This window comes from Glaciimonas sp. OK215 (genome assembly GCF_057787885.1).
Genome location: NZ_CM173544.1, coordinates 1,925,905 through 1,945,656, shown reverse-complemented (window position 1 = coordinate 1,945,656; position 19,752 = coordinate 1,925,905). Strand labels below are relative to the sequence as shown.

General features: G+C 60.0%; 18 protein-coding genes. 2 read left to right on the top strand and 16 right to left on the bottom strand.

Features of this window, described 5'->3' with window-relative positions:
* Positions 1 to 28: 28 nt before the first annotated feature.
* The 10 genes from AC3CHX_RS08745 to AC3CHX_RS08700 are packed head-to-tail and all read right to left on the bottom strand — an operon-like array spanning position 29 to position 9,733.
* Positions 29 to 907, bottom strand: a complete 879-nt coding sequence (locus AC3CHX_RS08745) for an SDR family oxidoreductase (protein ID WP_488644771.1) — start codon at positions 905 to 907, stop codon at positions 29 to 31.
* A gap of 7 nt (positions 908 to 914) precedes the next feature.
* Entirely contained in the window at positions 915 to 2,069 is a 1,155-nt protein-coding gene (locus AC3CHX_RS08740) for an acetyl-CoA C-acetyltransferase (RefSeq protein ID WP_488643652.1), read from the bottom strand.
* Positions 2,070 to 2,074: 5 nt separating this feature from the next.
* Entirely contained in the window at positions 2,075 to 3,130 is a 1,056-nt protein-coding gene (locus AC3CHX_RS08735; protein WP_488643651.1) for an acyl-CoA dehydrogenase family protein, read from the bottom strand.
* Between the two features lie 10 nt (positions 3,131 to 3,140).
* Positions 3,141 to 4,307 (bottom strand): acyl-CoA dehydrogenase family protein, encoded by a 1,167-nt coding sequence (locus AC3CHX_RS08730; protein ID WP_488643650.1) that lies wholly within the window; start codon positions 4,305 to 4,307, stop codon positions 3,141 to 3,143.
* Positions 4,308 to 4,311: 4 nt separating this feature from the next.
* Complete coding sequence (locus tag AC3CHX_RS08725; RefSeq protein ID WP_488643649.1) at positions 4,312 to 5,097, bottom strand: enoyl-CoA hydratase family protein; 786 nt, start codon at positions 5,095 to 5,097, stop codon at positions 4,312 to 4,314.
* Positions 5,098 to 5,131: 34 nt separating this feature from the next.
* The gene (locus AC3CHX_RS08720; RefSeq protein ID WP_488643648.1) at positions 5,132 to 6,196 is read right to left on the bottom strand and encodes an NAD(P)H-dependent flavin oxidoreductase; all 1,065 of its coding nucleotides are present in this window, start codon (positions 6,194 to 6,196) and stop codon (positions 5,132 to 5,134) included.
* Positions 6,193 to 7,098, bottom strand: coding sequence for an enoyl-CoA hydratase (locus AC3CHX_RS08715; protein ID WP_488643647.1), 906 nt, complete (start codon positions 7,096 to 7,098; stop codon positions 6,193 to 6,195). Before AC3CHX_RS08715 ends, AC3CHX_RS08720 begins: the two co-directional genes overlap by 4 nt.
* A 40-nt stretch (positions 7,099 to 7,138) precedes the next feature.
* Positions 7,139 to 7,906: a CoA-transferase subunit beta gene (locus AC3CHX_RS08710; RefSeq protein ID WP_488643646.1), complete on the bottom strand. Its 768-nt coding sequence runs from the start codon at positions 7,904 to 7,906 to the stop codon at positions 7,139 to 7,141.
* 11 nt (positions 7,907 to 7,917) lie between these two features.
* A complete protein-coding gene (locus AC3CHX_RS08705; RefSeq protein WP_488643645.1) occupies positions 7,918 to 8,802 on the bottom strand; it encodes a CoA transferase subunit A in 885 nt (294 codons plus the stop codon).
* A 34-nt stretch (positions 8,803 to 8,836) separates the two neighbouring features.
* Positions 8,837 to 9,733 (bottom strand): VOC family protein, encoded by an 897-nt coding sequence (locus AC3CHX_RS08700; protein ID WP_488643644.1) that lies wholly within the window; start codon positions 9,731 to 9,733, stop codon positions 8,837 to 8,839.
* Positions 9,734 to 9,953: 220 nt separating this feature from the next.
* Between AC3CHX_RS08700 and AC3CHX_RS08695 the strand changes: the two genes are divergently transcribed.
* Positions 9,954 to 11,324, top strand: a complete 1,371-nt coding sequence (locus AC3CHX_RS08695) for a Fic family protein (RefSeq protein WP_488644770.1) — start codon at positions 9,954 to 9,956, stop codon at positions 11,322 to 11,324.
* Between the two features lie 76 nt (positions 11,325 to 11,400).
* Here AC3CHX_RS08695 and AC3CHX_RS08690 read toward each other — a convergent pair whose 3' ends face one another.
* From AC3CHX_RS08690 to cysD, 5 genes are all read right to left on the bottom strand, one after another.
* On the bottom strand, positions 11,401 to 12,156 hold the full coding sequence (locus AC3CHX_RS08690; protein ID WP_488643643.1) for an SDR family oxidoreductase: 756 nt from the start codon (positions 12,154 to 12,156) through the stop codon (positions 11,401 to 11,403).
* Between the two features lie 113 nt (positions 12,157 to 12,269).
* A complete protein-coding gene (locus AC3CHX_RS08685) occupies positions 12,270 to 13,502 on the bottom strand; it encodes a flavin-dependent monooxygenase (RefSeq protein WP_488643642.1) in 1,233 nt (410 codons plus the stop codon).
* A 155-nt stretch (positions 13,503 to 13,657) separates the two neighbouring features.
* Positions 13,658 to 14,629 carry an acetyltransferase gene (locus AC3CHX_RS08680; RefSeq protein ID WP_488643641.1) on the bottom strand — a complete coding sequence of 324 codons (972 nt, stop codon included), beginning with the start codon at positions 14,627 to 14,629 and terminating at the stop codon, positions 13,658 to 13,660.
* A gap of 93 nt (positions 14,630 to 14,722) precedes the next feature.
* Positions 14,723 to 16,627, bottom strand: coding sequence for a sulfate adenylyltransferase subunit CysN (cysN, locus tag AC3CHX_RS08675; protein WP_488643640.1), 1,905 nt, complete (start codon positions 16,625 to 16,627; stop codon positions 14,723 to 14,725).
* Positions 16,627 to 17,523, bottom strand: coding sequence for a sulfate adenylyltransferase subunit CysD (gene cysD, locus AC3CHX_RS08670; protein ID WP_488643639.1), 897 nt, complete (start codon positions 17,521 to 17,523; stop codon positions 16,627 to 16,629). The genes cysN and cysD overlap by 1 nt, the downstream gene beginning before the upstream one ends.
* A 191-nt stretch (positions 17,524 to 17,714) precedes the next feature.
* Between cysD and AC3CHX_RS08665 the strand changes: the two genes are divergently transcribed.
* Complete coding sequence (locus tag AC3CHX_RS08665; RefSeq protein ID WP_488644769.1) at positions 17,715 to 18,902, top strand: helix-turn-helix transcriptional regulator; 1,188 nt, start codon at positions 17,715 to 17,717, stop codon at positions 18,900 to 18,902.
* 49 nt (positions 18,903 to 18,951) lie between these two features.
* On the opposite strand, the gene AC3CHX_RS08660 is transcribed toward AC3CHX_RS08665, so the two are convergent.
* A complete protein-coding gene (locus AC3CHX_RS08660; RefSeq protein ID WP_488643638.1) occupies positions 18,952 to 19,740 on the bottom strand; it encodes an SDR family oxidoreductase in 789 nt (262 codons plus the stop codon).
* Positions 19,741 to 19,752: the final 12 nt, after the last annotated feature.

The following is a 19,752-nucleotide window of genomic DNA, read 5'->3' as shown; positions in this document are numbered from 1 at the left end:
CTGATCCGAATTCAGATTAAATTCCATCTCATGCACCGTAAACTTTTTGAGCGGGACGACCTTCTTCCAGCAAGGCAGCAACCGCCGCGCCAATCTCGGCAGCTTGCCAGCGCCCGCCTTTGTCGCACGCGACGCCGGTATGCCATCCTTCGGCTAACGCAATCATGCCGCCGGCGGCTTCGAACATGCGGCCGCTGACGTGTCCCGATTCGGCGCTGCCCAGCCACACCACCAGGGGCGCGACATTGGCCGGATCGAAATAGTCGAAATCTGCGCCGTCCGGCTTTTTCATCATGGCGCCGAACACGTCTTCGGTCATGCCGGTACGGGCCGCCGGGGCCAGCGCGTTTGCCGTAATGCCGTAGCGCGCCAGCTCGGCCGCCTGCACCAGGGTCAGCGCGGCAATGCCGGCTTTCGCCGCGGCATAATTCGACTGCCCGATCGAACCTTGCAAGCCCGCGCCGGAACTGGTGTTGAGAATCCGCGCAGCGATCTGCTTGCCGGCCTTGGCGGCATCGCGCCAGCGCCGCGCCAGCACGTTGGCCAGACAGAAATGCCCTTTCAGGTGGACCCGCATGACCTCATCCCAGTCGGCCTCGGTCAGGCTGACAAACATGCGGTCGCGGCAAATGCCGGCATTGTTGACCAGTATGTGGACTTCACCGAACGCCGTACACGCGGCGGCGACGATGCCTTCGGCCCCGGCCATGCCGGTGATGTCGCCAGCGTTGACCAGGGCATTGCCGCCCTGGGCGCGAATTTCAGCACAAACGGCCTGCGCCGCCTCATGCCGAATATCGTTGACCACAACATTCGCGCCTTCGGCGGCAAATGCCAGCGCATAAGCGCGCCCCAGACCCGCACCGGCGCCGGTGATAATGACAGTACGATTTTCACAAATGCCCATATAACCCTCAAAGACGTTCAATAATCGTGACATTGGCGAGACCGCCGCCTTCGCACATGGTTTGCAGGCCATACCGTCCGCCGCTGCGTTCCAGTTCATGCAGCAAGGTGGTCATCAGACGCGCACCGGTCGCCCCTAGCGGATGACCCAACGCAATTGCACCGCCATTGACGTTGGTGCGCGCATGCGGGTAACCGGTTTCCTTCAGCCAGGCCTGGGCGACCGACGCAAAGGCTTCGTTGATTTCCACCAGATCGATGTCATCCCATTGCAAGCCGCATTGCCTTAGCGCGCGTTGCGTGGCCGCGATCGGTGCGGTCAACATCCAGATCGGATCGTCGCCCAGCACGCTGAGGTGATGAATCCGCGCGCGCGGCGTCAGGTTGTAGCGCTTCAAGGCGGCTGCGGACACCACCAGCAGGGCGGCGGCGGCATCGCAGGTTTGACTCGACACGCCGGCGGTCAGGCGGCTCCCCGCTTCGAGCGGTTCCAGCGCAGCCATCTTGTCGAGTGAGGTCTGGCGTGGTGTCTCATCGTGGGACAGACCGGCAAACGGCACGATCTCGCGGGCAAACCGGCCTTCCGCGGTAGCGTTCAATGCGCGTGCATGGCTTTCCAAGGCATAGCGTTCCATGTCGAGACGGCTCAAATTCCAGCGCTCGGCAATCTTTTGTGCGGCATAGAACTGCGATACCGGCTGATCGCCAAAACGCTTGTTCCAGCCAACGCTGCCGGAGAACGGATCAGTAAAGCCCAGAGGCTGGCCGGCGATCATCGCCGATGAAATGGGAATTTGGCTCATGGTCTGCACGCCGCCGGCGATCACCACGTCTTGGGTGCCGCTCATCACTGCCTGAGCGGCAAAGTGCAGCGCTTGCTGTGAAGACCCGCACTGGCGATCGATCGTGACGCCCGGGACGGTCAACGGCAGACCGGTTGCCAGCCAGGATGAACGCGCGATATTCCCGGCCAGAGGGCCGATCGTATCGACGCAGCCGAAAATCACATCATCGTATTCGTCAGCCGGGATCACGTTGCGATCAACCAGCGCCTTCAATACGAAGCCGCCCAGGTCGGCGGGATGCGTCTGCGCCAGCGCACCGCGCCGTTTGCCGATTGGTGTACGGAGCGCATCGACAATATAAGCTTCTGATTTTTGCATAAACATTACTCGTTAAAAGTGCAGCCAGGTCCGAGCGCAACACCCGATTCCAGGACAAAGGCGCGCGTGCGCGCAAGGTGGAAACTCCGGTCTCCCCAGGCCGCATCCAGCGCCCAGGCCATTTTCATGAAAATCTGCAGATCCATTTCCCAGGTATAGCCCATCGCGCCATGGACCTGAATCCCGTGCCTTGCCGCCAGCTGCGCCGCTTCGGAGGCTGCGATTTTTGCGTGTGATACATGGGCGGTCCGATCAGCTTCGCCATGCGCCATCGCATGCGCGGCGCGATACACCACCGGACGGGCGAACTCCAGCTTGATGGCGACATCTGCGAGATGATGTTTCACCGCCTGATAGGAGCCGATGGGCTTGCCGAATTGCTTGCGCTGCGCCGTATAGTCGATCGACAGATCCAGCATCCGTTGTGCCAGGCCCAGCAATTGGGCGGCAGCGGCCAGGGCGCCGCGATCGAACGCCTCCGCGCATAAGGCCCCGGCGTCGTCATCCCCGGAGATGCAATGTTTTTCTTCCCGTTCGAAATTCACGGTAAACAAGCGACGGCTTGGATCCACACTCGGCTGCGCGGTCAGCTGTGCATTCCCGGGAGATATGGCGTACAGCTTGCCGCCGCGTGCCAGCAGCAATACAGTCGCCTGATCGGCATCCGCAATCAGCGGACTATGCGCATGGCCCAGCGCGACGCGGGCGCTGCCGTCAGCGATGTCGGCCAGCAAGCAACTGCGGAAGTCGCTGTCCGGCAAGGCGTCAACCAGCCCTGCCGCAACCCATGCGCTCTCCAGCAAGGGCTCCGGCAGCGCGTAATAACCGCATTCCTGCGCAATCCGGATCCAGTCGATATCGCTCAAGCCCATGCCGCCATGCGCCTCCGGCACCGACAACCCGGTCAATCCCTGCTGCGCCAGTTGATCCCAGATCTTGTGTGAACGTCCGGTCGGACTGGTCCATAGTTCGCGGATCAGTTCGGGCGACACTTCATTCATCAGAAATTTGCGCACGCTATCGACCAGCATGTTTTGATCTTCGTGGAAGGTGAAGTCCATGTCTTTTTCCTTAAGAGCGCGGCATGCCGAGCATGCGTTCCGCGACGATATTGCGCTGGATTTCATTGGTGCCGGCGTAGATCGGGCCGGATTGCGCAAACATGAAGCCTTCCAGCCAGCGCCCGTGCTCCAGCGCCAGCGGCGCCTGTTCCGTCAGTTCGGCCAACGGACCGGCCAGACGTTGCGCGGTGTCGTGCATGCGAATATCCAGCTCCGACCAGAACACTTTGTTGGTGCTGGACTCGGCACCGATATGACCGCCTTGCTGCAAGCGGCAGGCGGTCGCATAGGTTGACAGCGCATACGCCTCGGCATCCATCCAGGCCCGCGCCACCGCTTCGCCCAATACCGGATCCGCAGCGCCTTCTGCCGCCCGCCGGCGATACAGGCTAGCGAGTGCGCGTGCCGTTTCCTGAAAGCGGGCGGGAGAGCGCAACATCAGGCCGCGTTCGAAGCCGGCGGTCGCCATCGCCACCTGCCAGCCTGCGCCGCTATCGCCCAGACGGTTTTCCAGCGGCACCCGCACGTTATCGAAGAAAATTTCGGCAAACCCGGTCTGGCCGTTCAATTGCCTGATCGGGCGCACGGTGATGCCCGGCGTATCCAGCGGCATCAGCAGAAATGACAGGCCGTGATGCCGGACCGATCCGGGATCGGTGCGAAACAGTCCGAACACCCAGTCGGCCCAGACCGCACGGGTCGACCAGATTTTCTGGCCGTTGACCACATAGCTGTCGCCATCGAGATGCGCGCTGCAGCGGATCGCCGCCATATCGGACCCGGCGCCGGGTTCCGACCAGGCCTGCGCCCAGACGTCATCACCGGCGGCGATGCGCGGCAGGAACCGGGCCTTCTGTTCTTCCGTGCCGAAATCCATCAAGGTCGGCCCCAGCAGAAAGACGCCATTCTGATTGACCCGCAACGGCGCGCCCGAGCGCCAGTATTCTTCTTCGAAGATCAGCCATTCGATCAGGTCGCAGCCGCGCCCGCCAAGTTCCTGCGGCCAGGTGACCATGCTCCAGCGCCCGGAATACAAGACCCGTTCCCAGGCCCGGTGCTCGGCAAAACCTTGTTCCGTATCGAAGCTCTTCAATGGACTGGAAGGGACATGTTCCTTGAGCCAGCTACGGATCTCGGCGCGAAATTTTCGTTGACCGTCGGTATATACAAGGTTCATGGCATCAGGCTCCGCAGGGCGCAAGCGGTTCGAATTTGGCATCGCGTTTTTCGACGAAAGCCTCGCGTGCCTCGTCCGAATCCCGGCTCATGTAGGCTTGCAAGGTAAACCCTTGCTCCCAGCGATATTTGTCTTCAAGATTGCCGTCTTCCACGCCATTCAGGGACTCTTTGGCAAGGCGCACCATTTCCGGACTCTTGCGTGCGATCACGGCCGCCATCTCCAGCGCGGCGGCACGCAGTTGCGCCAGCGGCACCACGCGTTCGACGCCGCCCAGACGATAGGCTTCCGCCGCGGCTATCATCAGGCCGGTAAAGTACATCCAGCGCACTTTCTGGAGCGGCAACAAACGCTGCAAATGGGCACCGCCGCCCATCGCGCCGCGATCGATTTCAGGTACCCCGAAGCGCGCGCATTCAGACGCCAGCACGATGTCGGCAGCGCCCGCCAAACCAATGCCGCCGCCCAGCACAAAGCCGTGTACGGCCACAATCACCGGCTTCGGATTCCGATGCACCGCGCGGAATGCAGCGTAGTTGCCGGCGTTGACGGCAACGATGCGTTCCGGAAACGCCGCCAGCTCCTTGATGTCGACACCGGCGCAGAAACCCCGCCCTTCGCCGCGCAGCACGATCACGCGCACCTCTTGGTTGCGGCCAAGCGCGTCGAGTTCTGCCGCGAGTGCGTGCCAGCCCGCGCAATCGAGCGCATTCACCGGCGGCTGGTCGATCACCAGTTCGGCGATGCCGTCGGCGATGCTGGTATGGAATGGTTGACTCGGATGATTCATGGAATATTCCTTCCTGTTTGATCTGGTTCGGTATTTACTGCGCTGCATGGCCAAAAGATGTCAAGCGTTGTTCCGCGTCTGCGACGATGCGTGCAATCACGTCGCCGCACGATGCGATACTGCCGATCGCCGCTGCAGCCTGTCCGCTTGGCAGCACACCTTCATCCGGGGCTCCTTCGACCATCGCGCGCTGGATCAGTACCGGCGCATTCGCGGCCATCAGGGTCTGGGCCACAGTCATGTCGCCAGCGCGCAAGGCCGTCAGTCCGGTCCGCAGCATCTGACCCCAGCGCATGCCGGTATGGGTGCGCCAGCGTTGCGCGGCACCCAGCGCCAACAGCAAACGGCGCAGTCGTCCGGCCTGTTCCAGCTCCAGCAAATACCGGTTGTCGATCATTCGTTGCGGCATACCGTCAATCACATGCGACACGCGAATCGCCGCCGTGTCGCGCACAGCGACATAGCGATCCAAGGTGGCTGCCGGCACCGGCGATTCCGTGGTCATCAAGAACCGCGTTCCCATCGCGATGCCGGCCGCGCCGTAGGCCAGCGCGGCGGCCAGGCCGCGGCCGTCAAAAAAGCCGCCAGCCGCGACCACCGGCACCTGCACCGCGTCGAGTACCTGCGGCAGCAGCAAGGTGGTCGGCACCGAGCCGGTATGACCGCCCTCGCCGCCTTGTACCGTGACCACATCCGCGCCCAACGCAATGGCCTTCTGCGCATGCTTGAGCGCACCGACCGTCGGCATGCAAATCACACCAGCGTCCTTGAGACGCCGGATCGCGCCGGCATCCGGTCCCCGGCCATAGCTGACCGCGCGCAAGCGATACTTGATCGCCAGATTGATGGCTTCCTGCGCGTTCGGCTGAAACATATGGAAATTCAAACCGAACGGCGCATCGGTCAGGTCCTTGACCTTGCGGATCTCCAGCTCCAGCTGATCCGGCCCGATCGTGGCACCGGCCAGAAAGCCGAAACCGCCGGCGTTGCCGGTGGCCGCCACCAGGCGCGCATCGGCGACCCAGCCCATCGCGGTCTGGACGATCGGATAGCGACAGCCGAGCAGATCGCACAATGGAGTTCTCAGGATGTCGCTCATGCTTCCGGGCTTTCGCTGTTTTTGCTGTCTTGTGCGACCGGCTGGCGCTGCGCAGACGCCATCGCCCTGGCGTCGTAGCCGCCCAGCTTGTCGCCCGAGATCAGTTCGTTATGCACGTGGGCGAACTGGTGCCAGCCAAATGCAGCATCCATCGCCGCGCGCTTGCCCTGCAGTTCTTCGACGTGGTTGATCGCCTGTTTGGCCAGCGCCAGACCCATGCGCGGCATGTGGGCGATGCGTTGGCCGATGTCATAGGTCGCCTGTTCCAGCTGCGCGCGCGGCACGACCCGATTCACCATGCCCATTTCATAGGCGCGGCTGGCCGGCATGCGCTCGCCGAGGAACAGGAATTCCTTGGCGATGCGCGGATGCAATTCATACGGATGGGCAAAATATTCGACTCCCGGAATTCCCATGCGTACCACCGGATCCGCAAAGTAGGCATCGTCCGACGCCACGATCAGGTCGCACACCCAGGCCAGCATCAGGCCACCGGCGACGCATGCGCCGTGGACCATGGCGATGGTCGGCTTCGGCAAATCGCGCCAGCGCCGGCACATGCCCAGATACACTTCCTGTTCACGTGCATACAGGAACTCGCCACCCGGTTTGTTGACATGGTCGTACCACATCGACGTGCGCGGGAACGACTGATGGATATCGCGTCCCGGAGTCCCGATATCGTGACCGGCGGAGAAGTGCTTGCCGGCGCCGCGCAGCACGATCACCTTGACCGCGTCGTCATCCACCGCACGCCGGAATGCAGCGTCCAGTGCATAGGTCATTTGCGAGTTTTGGGCGTTGTTGAACTGGGGCCGGTTGATCGTCACGGTGGCAATCCCGTCCTTGACGCCATACAGCACCGGCTCATCGGTTTCATAAACGGAGTTGTCGCTTGTCATGTGAGCCTTGGTTTGCGGTTATTACGCGGTAAATAAGCAGCTATGCGCCAAGAACGCTAGCGCGCAAATTGTGCGGATCCAGCTTTTGAATCAGCGCCAGCTGTTCTGCCGCAGGTGCGACTGTTTCAGGAATATTCTCTGGAATGCATAGCGCAAAGCCGGTAGCCTCCTGCACCTGCCCGGCACTCACTCCCGGATGCAATGAGACGATGCGCAGTTGATGCTGCGGCCCGCCAAAATCCATCACGCACAGATTGCTGATGACCTGACGGATATCGATATCGTCCAGGCTATAACCGCGCGGGAGGCGCTCAGGGTTGTAGCCTATCGAGGCCACCATATCGACCTCGCCCGACACGAACACTTTCGGGCTATGGCTGGGCACGAAGAACGAGTTGGCGTGATTGATCGAGTTACCCGGAAATCCGCGCACACCCAGCATCTGCACCTTCGGACGGCGGTAATCGGAACCCACCATCGAGATATTCGCCTGGCCGAAGCGGTCGATCTGCGTCGGCGCGACCATCGCATGACGTTTCCCGCCCCAGACATTATCGAAAATGCGCGCAAAGCCCATCCAGGTTTCGCGCCGTGGCTGATAGTCCCCGCGCGGCCCGAGCGGTACCGGCTCGCTCACCAGCCAGGCCTCGGAGTCGGTCATCATCAGGTCGCTGTTGGCGGATGCCATGCAGACCGACGCCGCCAGGCGCGGCAACACGCCGATACCGGTCGCCAGTACCTCGCCATCGGCATTCCAGACCTGCGCTGCGGCGCAGATAATGCGATCGATCAATGGTTGTTCAGTCATGTCCGTCCCCTTCAAAATACCGGCAAGCTCAACTTGCGGATGGCGCCTGCACCGCCTACGCGCTGCAGATACTCCTGCTCGCCACAGGCCACATAGCGCTCGAAATACTGTTGCCAGCCGGCGCTGCCTTCCTTGGCGCTGGCCGCGTATTCCTTGAAATGCGGGATATCGAAGCCGTACAGCGGCGCGCAGGAACTCGGATGGGCACCGCAAGGCAGATGCACCACACCGGTGGTTTGCGAACGCTCCCAAAACACGTAGCGGGCCTCCTCGTCCTGCGCAAAAAATGCGCTGTCGACGATTTCATCGCAGGACACGAACGTCTGCTGCGCGGCACGGGCGAACTGGTCGTCCATATACAAATCCGGGCCTTTGATCTGGCACACGCCACGCACATCGGCACGGTCGACATGCAGCAGGGCCGCATCCAGCGCCAACGCCGGCATCGCGACCCAGGCTTTGTCATCGTATGGAGAATCAATGATCTTCAGATCCGGGTTATGCCGCACGACGTCGGTGCCAAGACCGATCCGGGTCGGGATGAACGGCACCCGCATGGCGGCCGCTCGCAATCCCAGCAACAGCATGCCCTCGTCGATCTCCATGACCTCTATGCTGCTGCTTTGACGGGCGGCACGAAAATAGGGTTCGAGCGGAATGAAGTCCAGCGACACAAAGGCGAACACCAGTTTCCTCACCTTGCCCGCAGCGCACAACATCCCGACATCCGCGCCACCGTAAGCGACTACCGTCAGGTCCTTCAGCGGCGAGCGCAACAGTTCCCTTATCAGCGCCATCGGTTTGCGGCGCGGTCCCCAGCCACCGATACCGATGGTCATCCCGTCCTGCAATTGCGCCACCGCCTGCGCAGCGCTCATTTGTTTATTCAATGCCATGAACTATCCTTTCCATTCCCGAATATCAGCGGATTTACTTGTAACCGATGCTGAAATCGTGGCCCCACAAACTGACCGCGGTGGCTTCGTAGACACTGTGTTTTTCCCAATCGACCACGAGTCCGCCGCAGCCGTACTCGACATCGAAGCCGCCCGGTGTCTTCATATAGAACGAGGTCATCTGATCGTTGCAATGACGTCCCAGCGTGGCCGACATCTTGACGCCATGCTGTTGGACGCGATCCAGTCCGCGGCCGACTTCATCCATGGATGGCACTTCCACCATCGCGTGCACACAACCGCTGGCCAATGGCATCTCAAAGATGCCCAGGCTGTGATGACGATTGTTGTTGCAATGCAGGAAATAGATGCGTTTCTCCGGCTCTGCCGGATCCTGGGTAAAGCGCACCCGGTAAATGTCGGCAAGCTTGAAACCCAGCAGATCGGACAGGAAGGCGTAGGTCGCATCGAAATTCGGCGCGGGCAGCACGACGTGGCCCAGCCCCAGCCCGGCGGTGACGAAATGCGGTACGCCGACCGGGGAGACGAAACGCCGGAAGTCGGATTTCATGCCCCAGAAAATCTCATGCCGGTTATTCGACGGGTCGATAAACCAGAGCATTTGCTGCACACGGCGCAAACTGCAAGTCGCGCTATCGGCAATCTGGAACCTGAGGTCGCGCTCGGTCAACAATTGCTGCGCGGCGACGAAAGCCGCAACGTCGGGCACCTCCCAACCGGAGGCGAAATAGCCATCGCGCCCGCCCGCCACGATTTCAAACCGAAACGCCCGCTCATCCATCTTCAGATACAGGCCGCCGTCAGGCGCATCGTCCGCCATCATGCCGAGCACCTGCTCGCCATATCGACGCCAGCCGGCGATGTCCGTCGATTCGACGACGATGTAGCCCAACCCGCGAATATCCATCATGTCTCGCTCCTCGCTTGCGTTAAAGTCTGGAGTCGATTCTGAGAGAAATAAGAAGTATCGACATCGTCTAAGAAGACTACGCGCGGGCGCAGCGCATGAAATTCTTGAAAAAGTATTACGAATAGTCCGGGAATTGCGAACTGCGCCATTCCGGTGGCGCAGTCTATTGAACTGCGCCATAATTGCGCCATCACTCAAACAAACTGCGCCAAACGATGCCATGTCCTCCGCCAGCGACCTACTGATCAGCATCCAGCAATCCGCCTCTGGTCTGACGCTGGCAGAATTGCTGGCGCGGCATTCCGACGTTGCCCGCCGAACGGCTCAGCGCTGGATCAGTCGACTGATCATTGATGGCCGGATAACCGGCATCGGCGCAGGAAGCGCGCGACGCTATCTCGCAGTCAAGCCGGCTGTCGCGCAAGATTCCGGCACTGAACAAGACATCTTCCCAGGGTACATCCCGCTCTCTGCCGACAGCCGCGACATCCTTGCCTACGTCGATCACCCCCTGGAAGCGCGCAGGCCCGTGGGCTACCAGCGCGACTTCCTTGATGCCTATCAGCCGAACCGTACCTGGTACCTGTCGGAGTCGCTGCGTCGTCAGTTGCGCAGGATGGGGAAAACCGCCCAGGCCGATGCACCGGCAGGCACCTATGGCCGCGCGATTCTGAATCGATTACTGATCGATCTGTCCTGGGCGTCAAGCCATCTGGAGGGCAACACCTACTCGCGACTCGACACGCGGGAACTGATCGAACACGGCAAGGTGGCGCAAGGCAAGGCGGTCCTCGATACCCAGATGATCCTGAACCACAAGAGCGCCATCGAGTTGCTGGTGGAGAATGCCGGGACGGTCGGGTTCGACCGCTACACGTTCATGAACCTGCATAGCGCCTTGTCGGAGAACCTTTTACCCAATCCAGCCGATGAAGGCCGGATTCGCCAGCATGCCGTGGAAATTGGCAAAAGCGTGTATCGACCGCTGTCCACGCCACAGCAAATCGACGCAACGCTGGACCTGCTGCTGGAGAAAGCGAGTCAGATCGTCGACCCTTTCGAACAGTCCTTCTTCGTGATGGTGCATTTGCCCTATCTGCAGCCGTTTGCAGACATCAACAAGCGCACTTCCCGGCTGGCGGCCAACCTGCCACTGTTCCGCGCGAACCTTTGCCCCCTCACCTTCGTGGACGTGCCCGAGCAGGCCTACAGTCGCACCATTCTTGGCCTGTACGAACTGACCCGGGTGGAATTGCTGCGTGACCTTTACGTCTGGGCTTACGAGCGCTCGACCCAGGAATATCTTGCTATCAAGCAAGACCTGGCCGAGCCCGATCCCGGCCGCCTCGCCTACCGGGACATCATAAAACAGACCATCCGTGAGGTAGTAACGCGTACCGGAGAGGATGCTCTCACAGTCATTTTGCAGAGTGTTGCAGAGCATGTAGGAAAACCCGATCGCGAGAACGTACAGGCATTGATTATCGAGGAACTGCGCCGGCTGCACGAGGGTGTGCTGGCGCGGTACGGGCTGCGCCCGTCTGAATTCGCGGCATGGAAAGCCCGGCAAGCAGCGGGATCATCCGATTGATGGACGCCGTTCCTTCCAAACGGCGTTGCCCCAGCTGACGCGCAAAGCCTGCCACAGCAAAATCTCAGACTGCGTTTTAGATATCCAGCGTCAAATGCCCGTTGTCGATCCGGACTTCCGTACCGTTAATAAACCGCGACTCGTCCGACGCCAGGAACAGGATCAGATTAGCGATATCCTGCGGCAGGCACATGCGTGCCATCGGATCACCCCTTACCTCGCTGAGCGTTGCGGGGTCGGCTGCGGCCTGCAGATTGGCGACCATCGGCGTCAGAATGCCGTCCGGATGAACGGAATTGCAGCGGATCTTGTAGCCATGTTGCTTGCAATGTGCCGCCACGCTGCGGGTCAATGCGGTCACCGCACCTTTGGAGGCGCTGTAGGCACAGAAACTCGCCATGCCGGAGAGCGCGGCCAGCGAGGCCATGTTGATAATCGTGCCGCCGTGGTCTTTCATCGCCGACACGCCGTATTTACATCCCAGAAAATAGCCGTCGGCATTAATCCGCTGGATTTTTTGCCAGGCTTCCAGCGAGGTATCTTCAATGGTTCCCAAGGCAAGAATCGCCGCGTTATTGACCAGCACATCCAGCCGGCCAAATTTTTCCAGCGTGGCGGACAGCACCTGTTTCCAGTCGTCTTCGCTGGCGATATCGTGACGCAAGGCCAGCGCGGCAGCGCCGATCTCGGCAGCAACGGCTTGCGCGCCCTCGATGTTGACGTCGGTCAGCACCACGCGCGCACCTTCGCGCGCCAGTAGCAATGCGTTTTCCTTGCCGACACCGCTGGCGGCACCGGTGATCAATACGACTTTTCCTTCAACCCGACCCATCTTCATCTCCTGATTTAGTGTTTACTGACGATAAAACTGATTCCACATCAAGCGCATGCCAGGGCTTGTTTCAATGTCGTGTAAGCGCCGTCGACATACACTCCTGCAACGACTTAAATAAAGAAATCGGTGTTGTTCTGCCCCATCAGCACGCCGCCATAGTTACGACCGTACGGGTCGATGTTATTCGCCACGTGGGCGCGTGCAGCGTGCAGATCGAGAAAGGTCCGCGTAATCGGATTGCTCAGATAGATCCCGCGCCCGCCGCAATAGCGCAACAGCCGATTGACGTGGGTCGCACAACGTTCTGCGACAGCGGCGGACTGGAAGCGATACGCGACCCGGGTGTCGACCGGTATCGCCTCGCCGGCGCGGGCCGCCTGCATCATGTTTCTGAAATTGCGCAACAACACCAGCCGCATTTCATCCACCGCGGCCTGGGCTTCGGCGCAGGCCAGTTGCGCGCCGATGTCCTCGGTTGTCTTTTGTCCGGTATTCGCGCTTACCCGCCTGGACGCAACTTCGCGGAACAGATTCACGGCGCCCTGCAAGGCACCGATGGACGCGGTCGATACCGCGCGTACAAAAATCTGCGCGAACGGCAAGCGATATAACGCTGCCGGATTGACCGCATTGCCGGGGCTATCGCACCTGAAGCCATCGATAGCCTTGTGGGTACGGTAATCCGGCACAAAGGCAGCTTCCACCACGATGTCATGACTGCCGGTTCCCTTCAATCCCAGCACGTCCCAGTTGCGCACCACCTGGTAGTCGCGCCGCGGCAGCAGAAAAGTGCGATATTCAGGCGCGCTTTCTCCCGCCTTGGGCGGCACCAGGCCGCCCAGCAACACCCAGTCGCAATGCTCGCTGCCGCTGGAAAAGCCCCAACGGCCGGAAAACTGGAAGCCACCGTCAACCGGCACCACCTTGCCCACCGGCATATAAGTCGAGGAAGTCAGCACCGAACCGTTCGCGCCCCACACTTCTTGCTGCGCGCGCTCATCGAACAGGGCCAGCTGCCAGTTGTGTACCGCAACAACGCCGTACACCCAGGCGCTCGACATGCAGCCTTCGGCGAGCGTCATCTGGATCTGATAGAACACGTCCGGATCCATTTCGTAACCGCCGAAACGCTTCGGCTGCAGAACGCGGAAAAAACCGGCGCGCTGGAAATCCGCGATGGTCTCATCCGGGACCTTTTGCGCCAGCTCGGCTTGTGCCGCCCGCTGCGCCAGCAGCGGCACCAATTCGCGCGCGCGCGCGATCAGCCCGGCGGCGGAAACGGTGGATGAAGCCTCGGCGAAGGCTGTGCTTGAAGGTGAAATCTCGACCAATGTCTGTTGCATGAATGTGCTCCACGATTATCTGGCACCCGGGCATCGGACGATGCCTGGATTCTTCTTTGATTGATGAACATGTTTATGCATTAAACGCGCGGCAACATCGTCCAAAAAGACTACTGACTACGGCATGCATGGAAAACTTGCGGAACAGACCTCCCCTAACGCGCCCCGAAGCATGCTTCGAAACTACTGGCAAACTGATCGACCGCCAATTCCGGGAGATGATTGATCCCGCCAGCCAGCTTCCTGCCGCCACCGGTCTCAAACGTGCGACAGAAATCAGCGGCGCCCAGCGGGCTATCGGCTGGTACACGCACACTCACCGTAAAGCCACCTTGCATTTTTGGTGACAGAATGCCGAGGGCGCTGTCGGGGTGTGCGTGCATCAATTCGTTGGCAAAAACCCCGATCGCCCGTCGCGCCCAAGGTGCATCCGGGAGCAACATCAAGGTTGCTCCCGGCACTTGGCGGATCGGTGCGAGTCGACGTGCCTGGGTCATATCCTCTTCGTATCCGGCGGAAAGCTGGGTAAATGTCGGCGAATTCCTGACGAACTCCAGCGGATCGGCAAACGGCAGCATCCGGGCAGCCAGTTCAACCGGATCGACATGCAGATCGGCAACCGTTTCGCCGTAAGCGTTGTAGTTGAGATAAACGCCGAGTTTTTCCAGAGTTACCGTCGCCTGTGCATCGACACCGGCTGCCTGCGCCATCTTGCCGGCCACCTGCGTCAGGCTATCGCCGAAAGCGGCGACAATGGCCCAGGCATGATGCAGTCCGCCGAGATGACGGTCGACCATGATGCTGGTGCACACATCGGCCGTCTCCTCGATATAAGGCGCGAAGCGCGGATGCTGCGGCAACTCGCCGACGTAGTGATGGTCGAAGTAACGCACCGATGCCCCTGTCTCCAGCAGCCGCGACAGATCGCTCCGATTCTGATCGAGCGATATATCGAGCACAGTGACCTGGTCGCCCGCTGCCGCCGCAACGCGCCGCAGGAGCTGGATGTCGCGTTTGACGCCGGTCACCAGCGTCGCCGCTGCAGCACCGGATACGTCGGCCAACCGAAGTTGCTGCAGCGCGCACAAGCCGTCCGCGTCGCCGTTAAAAGCGTAGTAATGGTTCATAGGATTCGATGGGTACAAAGTATCGTGTGCTGCGAATGCGTGGTTAGCAGCAGCGGCTAACCACGTTGCCCGGGCATCTGCCCTGACAGGCTCCTAGCTGACGACGCCGCTGGCAATCAGGTGATTGACGATCAATTCGGCAGCCTGCTCCGGCGATTGAGCGGCCGTGTCGATGCGTATCTCCGGATTCTCCGGTGCTTCATAAGGTGAATCGATGCCGGTGAAGTTCTTCAGTTCGCCGCGCCGCGCCTTTTTGTAGAGCCCCTTCGGATCCCGTTGTTCGGCCACGTCGATCGGGGTATCGATGAACACCTCGAAGAACTCGTCGGCTGCCACCAGTTCACGCGCCATTCTGCGTTCGGAACGGAATGGCGAGATAAACGACACCAGCACGATCTGACCGGCGTCGACCATCAGTCTTGCCACTTCTCCGACCCGGCGAATGTTCTCGACCCGATCCGCTTCCGAGAATCCGAGGTCCTTGTTCAGCCCATGCCGCACGTTGTCGCCATCGAGCAGGCAGGTATGTTTCTCCAGCGCGTGCAACTTCTTCTCAACCAGGTTGGCGATGGTCGACTTGCCGGCGCCCGACAATCCCGTGAACCAGACTACGCAAGGCTTTTGTCGCTTGAGGGCTGCGTGCGCCTGCTTGTTGATGTCGATCGCCTGCCAATGGATATTCTGCGAACGACGCAAGGCAAAGTGGAGGAGTCCGGCGCCCACCGTGTTGTTGGTCAGACGGTCGATCATGATGAAGCCGCCGGTATCGCGATTTTCCTGGTACGGATCAAACGCGATCGACTGGTCAAGACTCAGATTGCAGACGCCGATTTCGTTAAGGTCGAGCTTCTTTGCCGCCAGATGCGCCATCGTATTGACGTCGACCTTGTATTTTGGCGCCGCGCTGGTGGCTGTCACGGTCTTGGTCCCGATCTTCAATAGATAAGGACGTCCAGGCAGCATCGGTTCATCGCGCATCCAGACGATAGTCGCCTCGAACTGGTCCGCGACCCCGGCCGGCGCCTCGGCGGTCACGAGGACGTCGCCGCGACTGATGTCAATCTCGTCTTGTAGCGTAATCGTGACCGACTGACCCGACACTGCACGCGCAAGATCGCCATCGCCTGTCACGATACGCGCGACGTTGCTTTCTCTGCCGGACGGCAATACGCGCAAGCGGTCGCCAGGCTTGACGCTGCCGCCCACCACCATCCCGGAATAGCCCCGGAAGTCCAGGTTCGGGCGATTGACCCACTGCACAGGCATGCGAAACGGCCAGGATTCATCGGCCGTATCCTCGACCTGCACATCCTCCAGATGCGCCATCAAAGTCGGACCGGCGTACCACGGCGTGTTGGCGCTTAATGCCGTGATGTTGTCGCCCTTGAGCGCCGACATGGGAATCGTCACAATATTCTTCAGGCCGATCTCGTCTGCAAACCTGCGGTATTCCGCATCGATCCGATCAAAGATCTCTTTGGAGTAATCCACCATATCCAGTTTGTTGATCGCCACCACGATATGGCGAATGCCGATCAGAGAAGCCAGATAGCTATGTCGCCGGGTCTGCGTCAGCACGCCTTTGCGGCCGTCGATCAGGATAATGGCGACGTCCGCCGTGGAAGCACCCGTAAACATGTTGCGCGTATATTGCTCGTGGCCCGGGGTGTCGGCCACGATGAACTTGCGCTTGTCGGTCGAGAAGAAGCGATACGCCACATCAATGGTGATGCCCTGTTCACGCTCTGCGGAAAGTCCATCCACGAGCAATGCGAAGTCCAGGTCGCCGCCTTGGGTGCCGACCTTTTTCGAATCTAGTTCGAGCTGGCTCAACTGGTCTTCGAACAGCATTTTCGATTCATACAGCAAGCGGCCGATCAGCGTGCTCTTGCCATCGTCAACGCTGCCGCAGGTGATGAACCGCAGCAGGCTCTTGTTCTCGTGTGATGTCAGATATTGCTCGATGTCCTCGGCAATCATGTCGGATACGTGTGCCATCAGAAATATCCCTCCTGTTTCTTTTTTTCCATCGAACCGGCGGAGTCGTGGTCAATCAGACGCCCCTGCCGTTCGGATGTTTTAGCCAACAGCATTTCCTGGATAATCGCCGTCAGGGTATCGGCTTCACTTTCGATCGCGCCAGTCAGCGGATAGCAACCCAGCGTGCGGAAGCGTACCTTCCTGGTCATGGGGACCTCGCCCTCCTTCAACGGCATGCGGTCGTCGTCCACCATGATCAATGTGCCGTCGCGCTCCACCACCGGCCGCTCCTTTGCGAGGTACAGCGGCACGATCGGCACATTGTTAAGGTGGATGTATTGCCAGATGTCGAGCTCGGTCCAGTTGGAGATCGGAAACACCCGGATGCTTTCACCTTTATTCTTGCGCGCGTTGTACATGCGCCAGAGTTCGGGACGTTGCAATTTCGGGTCCCAGCGGTGCTGGGCGGAACGCATCGAGAAGATGCGCTCCTTGGCGCGCGACTTTTCTTCATCGCGCCGGGCGCCACCGAATGCGGCGTCAAAGCCGTATTTATCCAGTGCCTGCTTCAAGCCTTCCGTCTTCCAGATATCGGTATGCACCGCAGAGCCATGGGTGAACGGATTGATATTCTTTTCAAGCCCGTCAGGGTTGACGTGGACAATCAGTTCAACCCCCAGCTGCTGCGCCGTCCGGTCGCGGAACGCAATCATTTCCTTGAATTTCCAGGTCGTGTCGACGTGCAATAATTTAAACGGTGGCTTGGCCGGGTAGAACGCCTTCATCGCAAGATGCAGCATCACGGCACTGTCTTTCCCGATGGAATACAGCATCACCGGATTTTCACATTCCGCCACCACCTCACGCATGATGTGAATGCTCTCCGCCTCAAGGCGCTGCAAGTGAGTCAACATCGTTTGTCTCCTTCTTTATTTGCTCGATGAGGTCACAGTGTGTGGGGAAAATCCGCGCACAACATCATCCATTCGGGCGAACCAAAGCTCTCTGAAATCACCTAGACCAAACGGACGATTCGCGATCAGGTGAAGCGGGTATAAGTAAACAACAAATGACCCTGAAGTCATGTTCGATGGAGACAATGAGTATGTTGCCGGCAATGACCAGATCCCGCCACGATGCGCCTCAGCTGTTTGCAACAGCGGTGCTGCCGCCCGCCGAACTGAGTACGCTGCTTGGCTTGCTGTATCAGGGGCCGATGGAGGCAACCCCGTGGTCGAGTTCGCTTGAACTTGTCCGACGCCGGCTGGATGCCAGTTTCGCGACACTGGTATTGCGTACACCGGCCAGTTCCCGCCCCGGGCTGATCGTCAATGCCTCCGTCTACGGCACCGCGCTGCCGGGCGAGCCCGCTTACAGCAACGATTATTATGCGTTGTGCCCATTCTTAGGCCTGCCGACCGATCAGGTGCGTACCGCCGACGAAATTTTCGGCGCAAGCGGATGGCGCGCCAATCCGTTCTACATGCAGTACCTGCAACCGCTCGATCTGCGCTACATCCTGGCGGCCAACATTCGCACCGACGATGGTGTGGAATGCGCATTCTTCGTCAGCCGCAACCATGCTGCGAGCGATTTCGCGGTGATCGAAAAAGCCTTCATCGAGGTTTTGCTGCCGCACCTCAAAAGAGCGGTCGATCTGCATTCGAAGCTTGACGTGCTGGAATCGGAGCGATCGCTTTACGCAAGTACAATCGACCGGATGCTGATTGGCACCGTGATCCTGGACGAAGGCGGCGAGGTGCTAAAGACCAACAGCGCAGCATACGACCTGATCACTGCAAAAGATGGTATTCAGGTTAGCCAGCACATGCTGAAAGCGCATTGCCCTCTCGAAAACAGAAAACTCCAGAAAGCGATTCAACAGGGACTGAACAATCACCTGAACGCGGCGATTTCTGCTGTTGAGGTAAGCACCCTGTCGCGGCCTTCCGGAAAAATGCCGCTCACCGTCCTGATCCGCGCGATCCCGCTGAATTATTACGCGAAGGAAAAACAGCGCCGCCCCGCAGTCGTGATCTTCATCCGCGATCCGGTCAGCACCTCGCAGACATCGCGCGAGGTGCTGCGCAAGCTTTTCAAGCTGACGCGGACCGAAACCGAACTCGCATTGCTGCTCACCGATGGGCTGACACTCGACGAAGCGGCCGACCAGCTCGGGATCATGAAAAATACTGTGCGCACTCACCTGCGCGGCATTTTCGCAAAGACCGGTGCGACCCGCCAGGCCACGCTCATGAAGACCTTGTTGAGCAGCGTGGTCGCCCTGACTTGAATAACAGAAGTGGCCTGTCAGGCCGTGACCGGCGAGGCCGGCTGGAAAATCACGCCATGAACTCGCCGCCGTTGGCGTCGAGCGAAGCGCCAGTGACCGCTTTGGCATAGTCCGACACCAGGAACAGCGCCGCCTTGGCGCAGTCGTCATCGGTCGGGATATGGCCAAGCGGGATATTCGCCGTGATCTGCCCAATGATCTGCTCCTGCGCCACGTTCTGCTCTGCGGCAGCATGCCGGACATAGCCTTGTACCGGTGCGCCCCACATCCAGCCCATGAACACGCTGTTGACGCGAATGCCATGCGCGCCAAGTTCGCGGGCGAGAAATTTTACCGCCACCGCCAACGCGCCTTTCGAAGCGGCATAACCGGACTCACCGGGAAAAGGCTTGCGCGTAGCCTGGGTGTTAATCATTGCGATCGCTCCGCCGCGCTGGGCTTTCATGGTCGGCACGACCTCAAGTGTCAGGTTCATGGTACCGACCACATTGGTGTCGAACGTCGCGCGCCAGGCTTCCAGGTCGGCCATTTCCACCGGCTCGAAATTGCCATGCACGTACGCGCTGTTGAGCAGCGCATCGATACGGCCGAAGCGCTGCACCGTCTGTTGGGCCATGCTCTTGCACTGGGCACGATCAGTGATATCGAGCACCACCTTCAACACTTCGCAATCCGTACCGAGTGCCTTGATGCGGGCTTCGGCATCATCCAGTTTAGCCGCAGTGCGCGCCCCCAGCACCACCGCACGCGCACCTTCGCGTGCGGCCTCGACTGCCAGTTTGACGCCGAGACCGGGGCCGATGCCGGATACGATGACTACCTTGTTTTTTAACAGCATTTTCAAATCTCC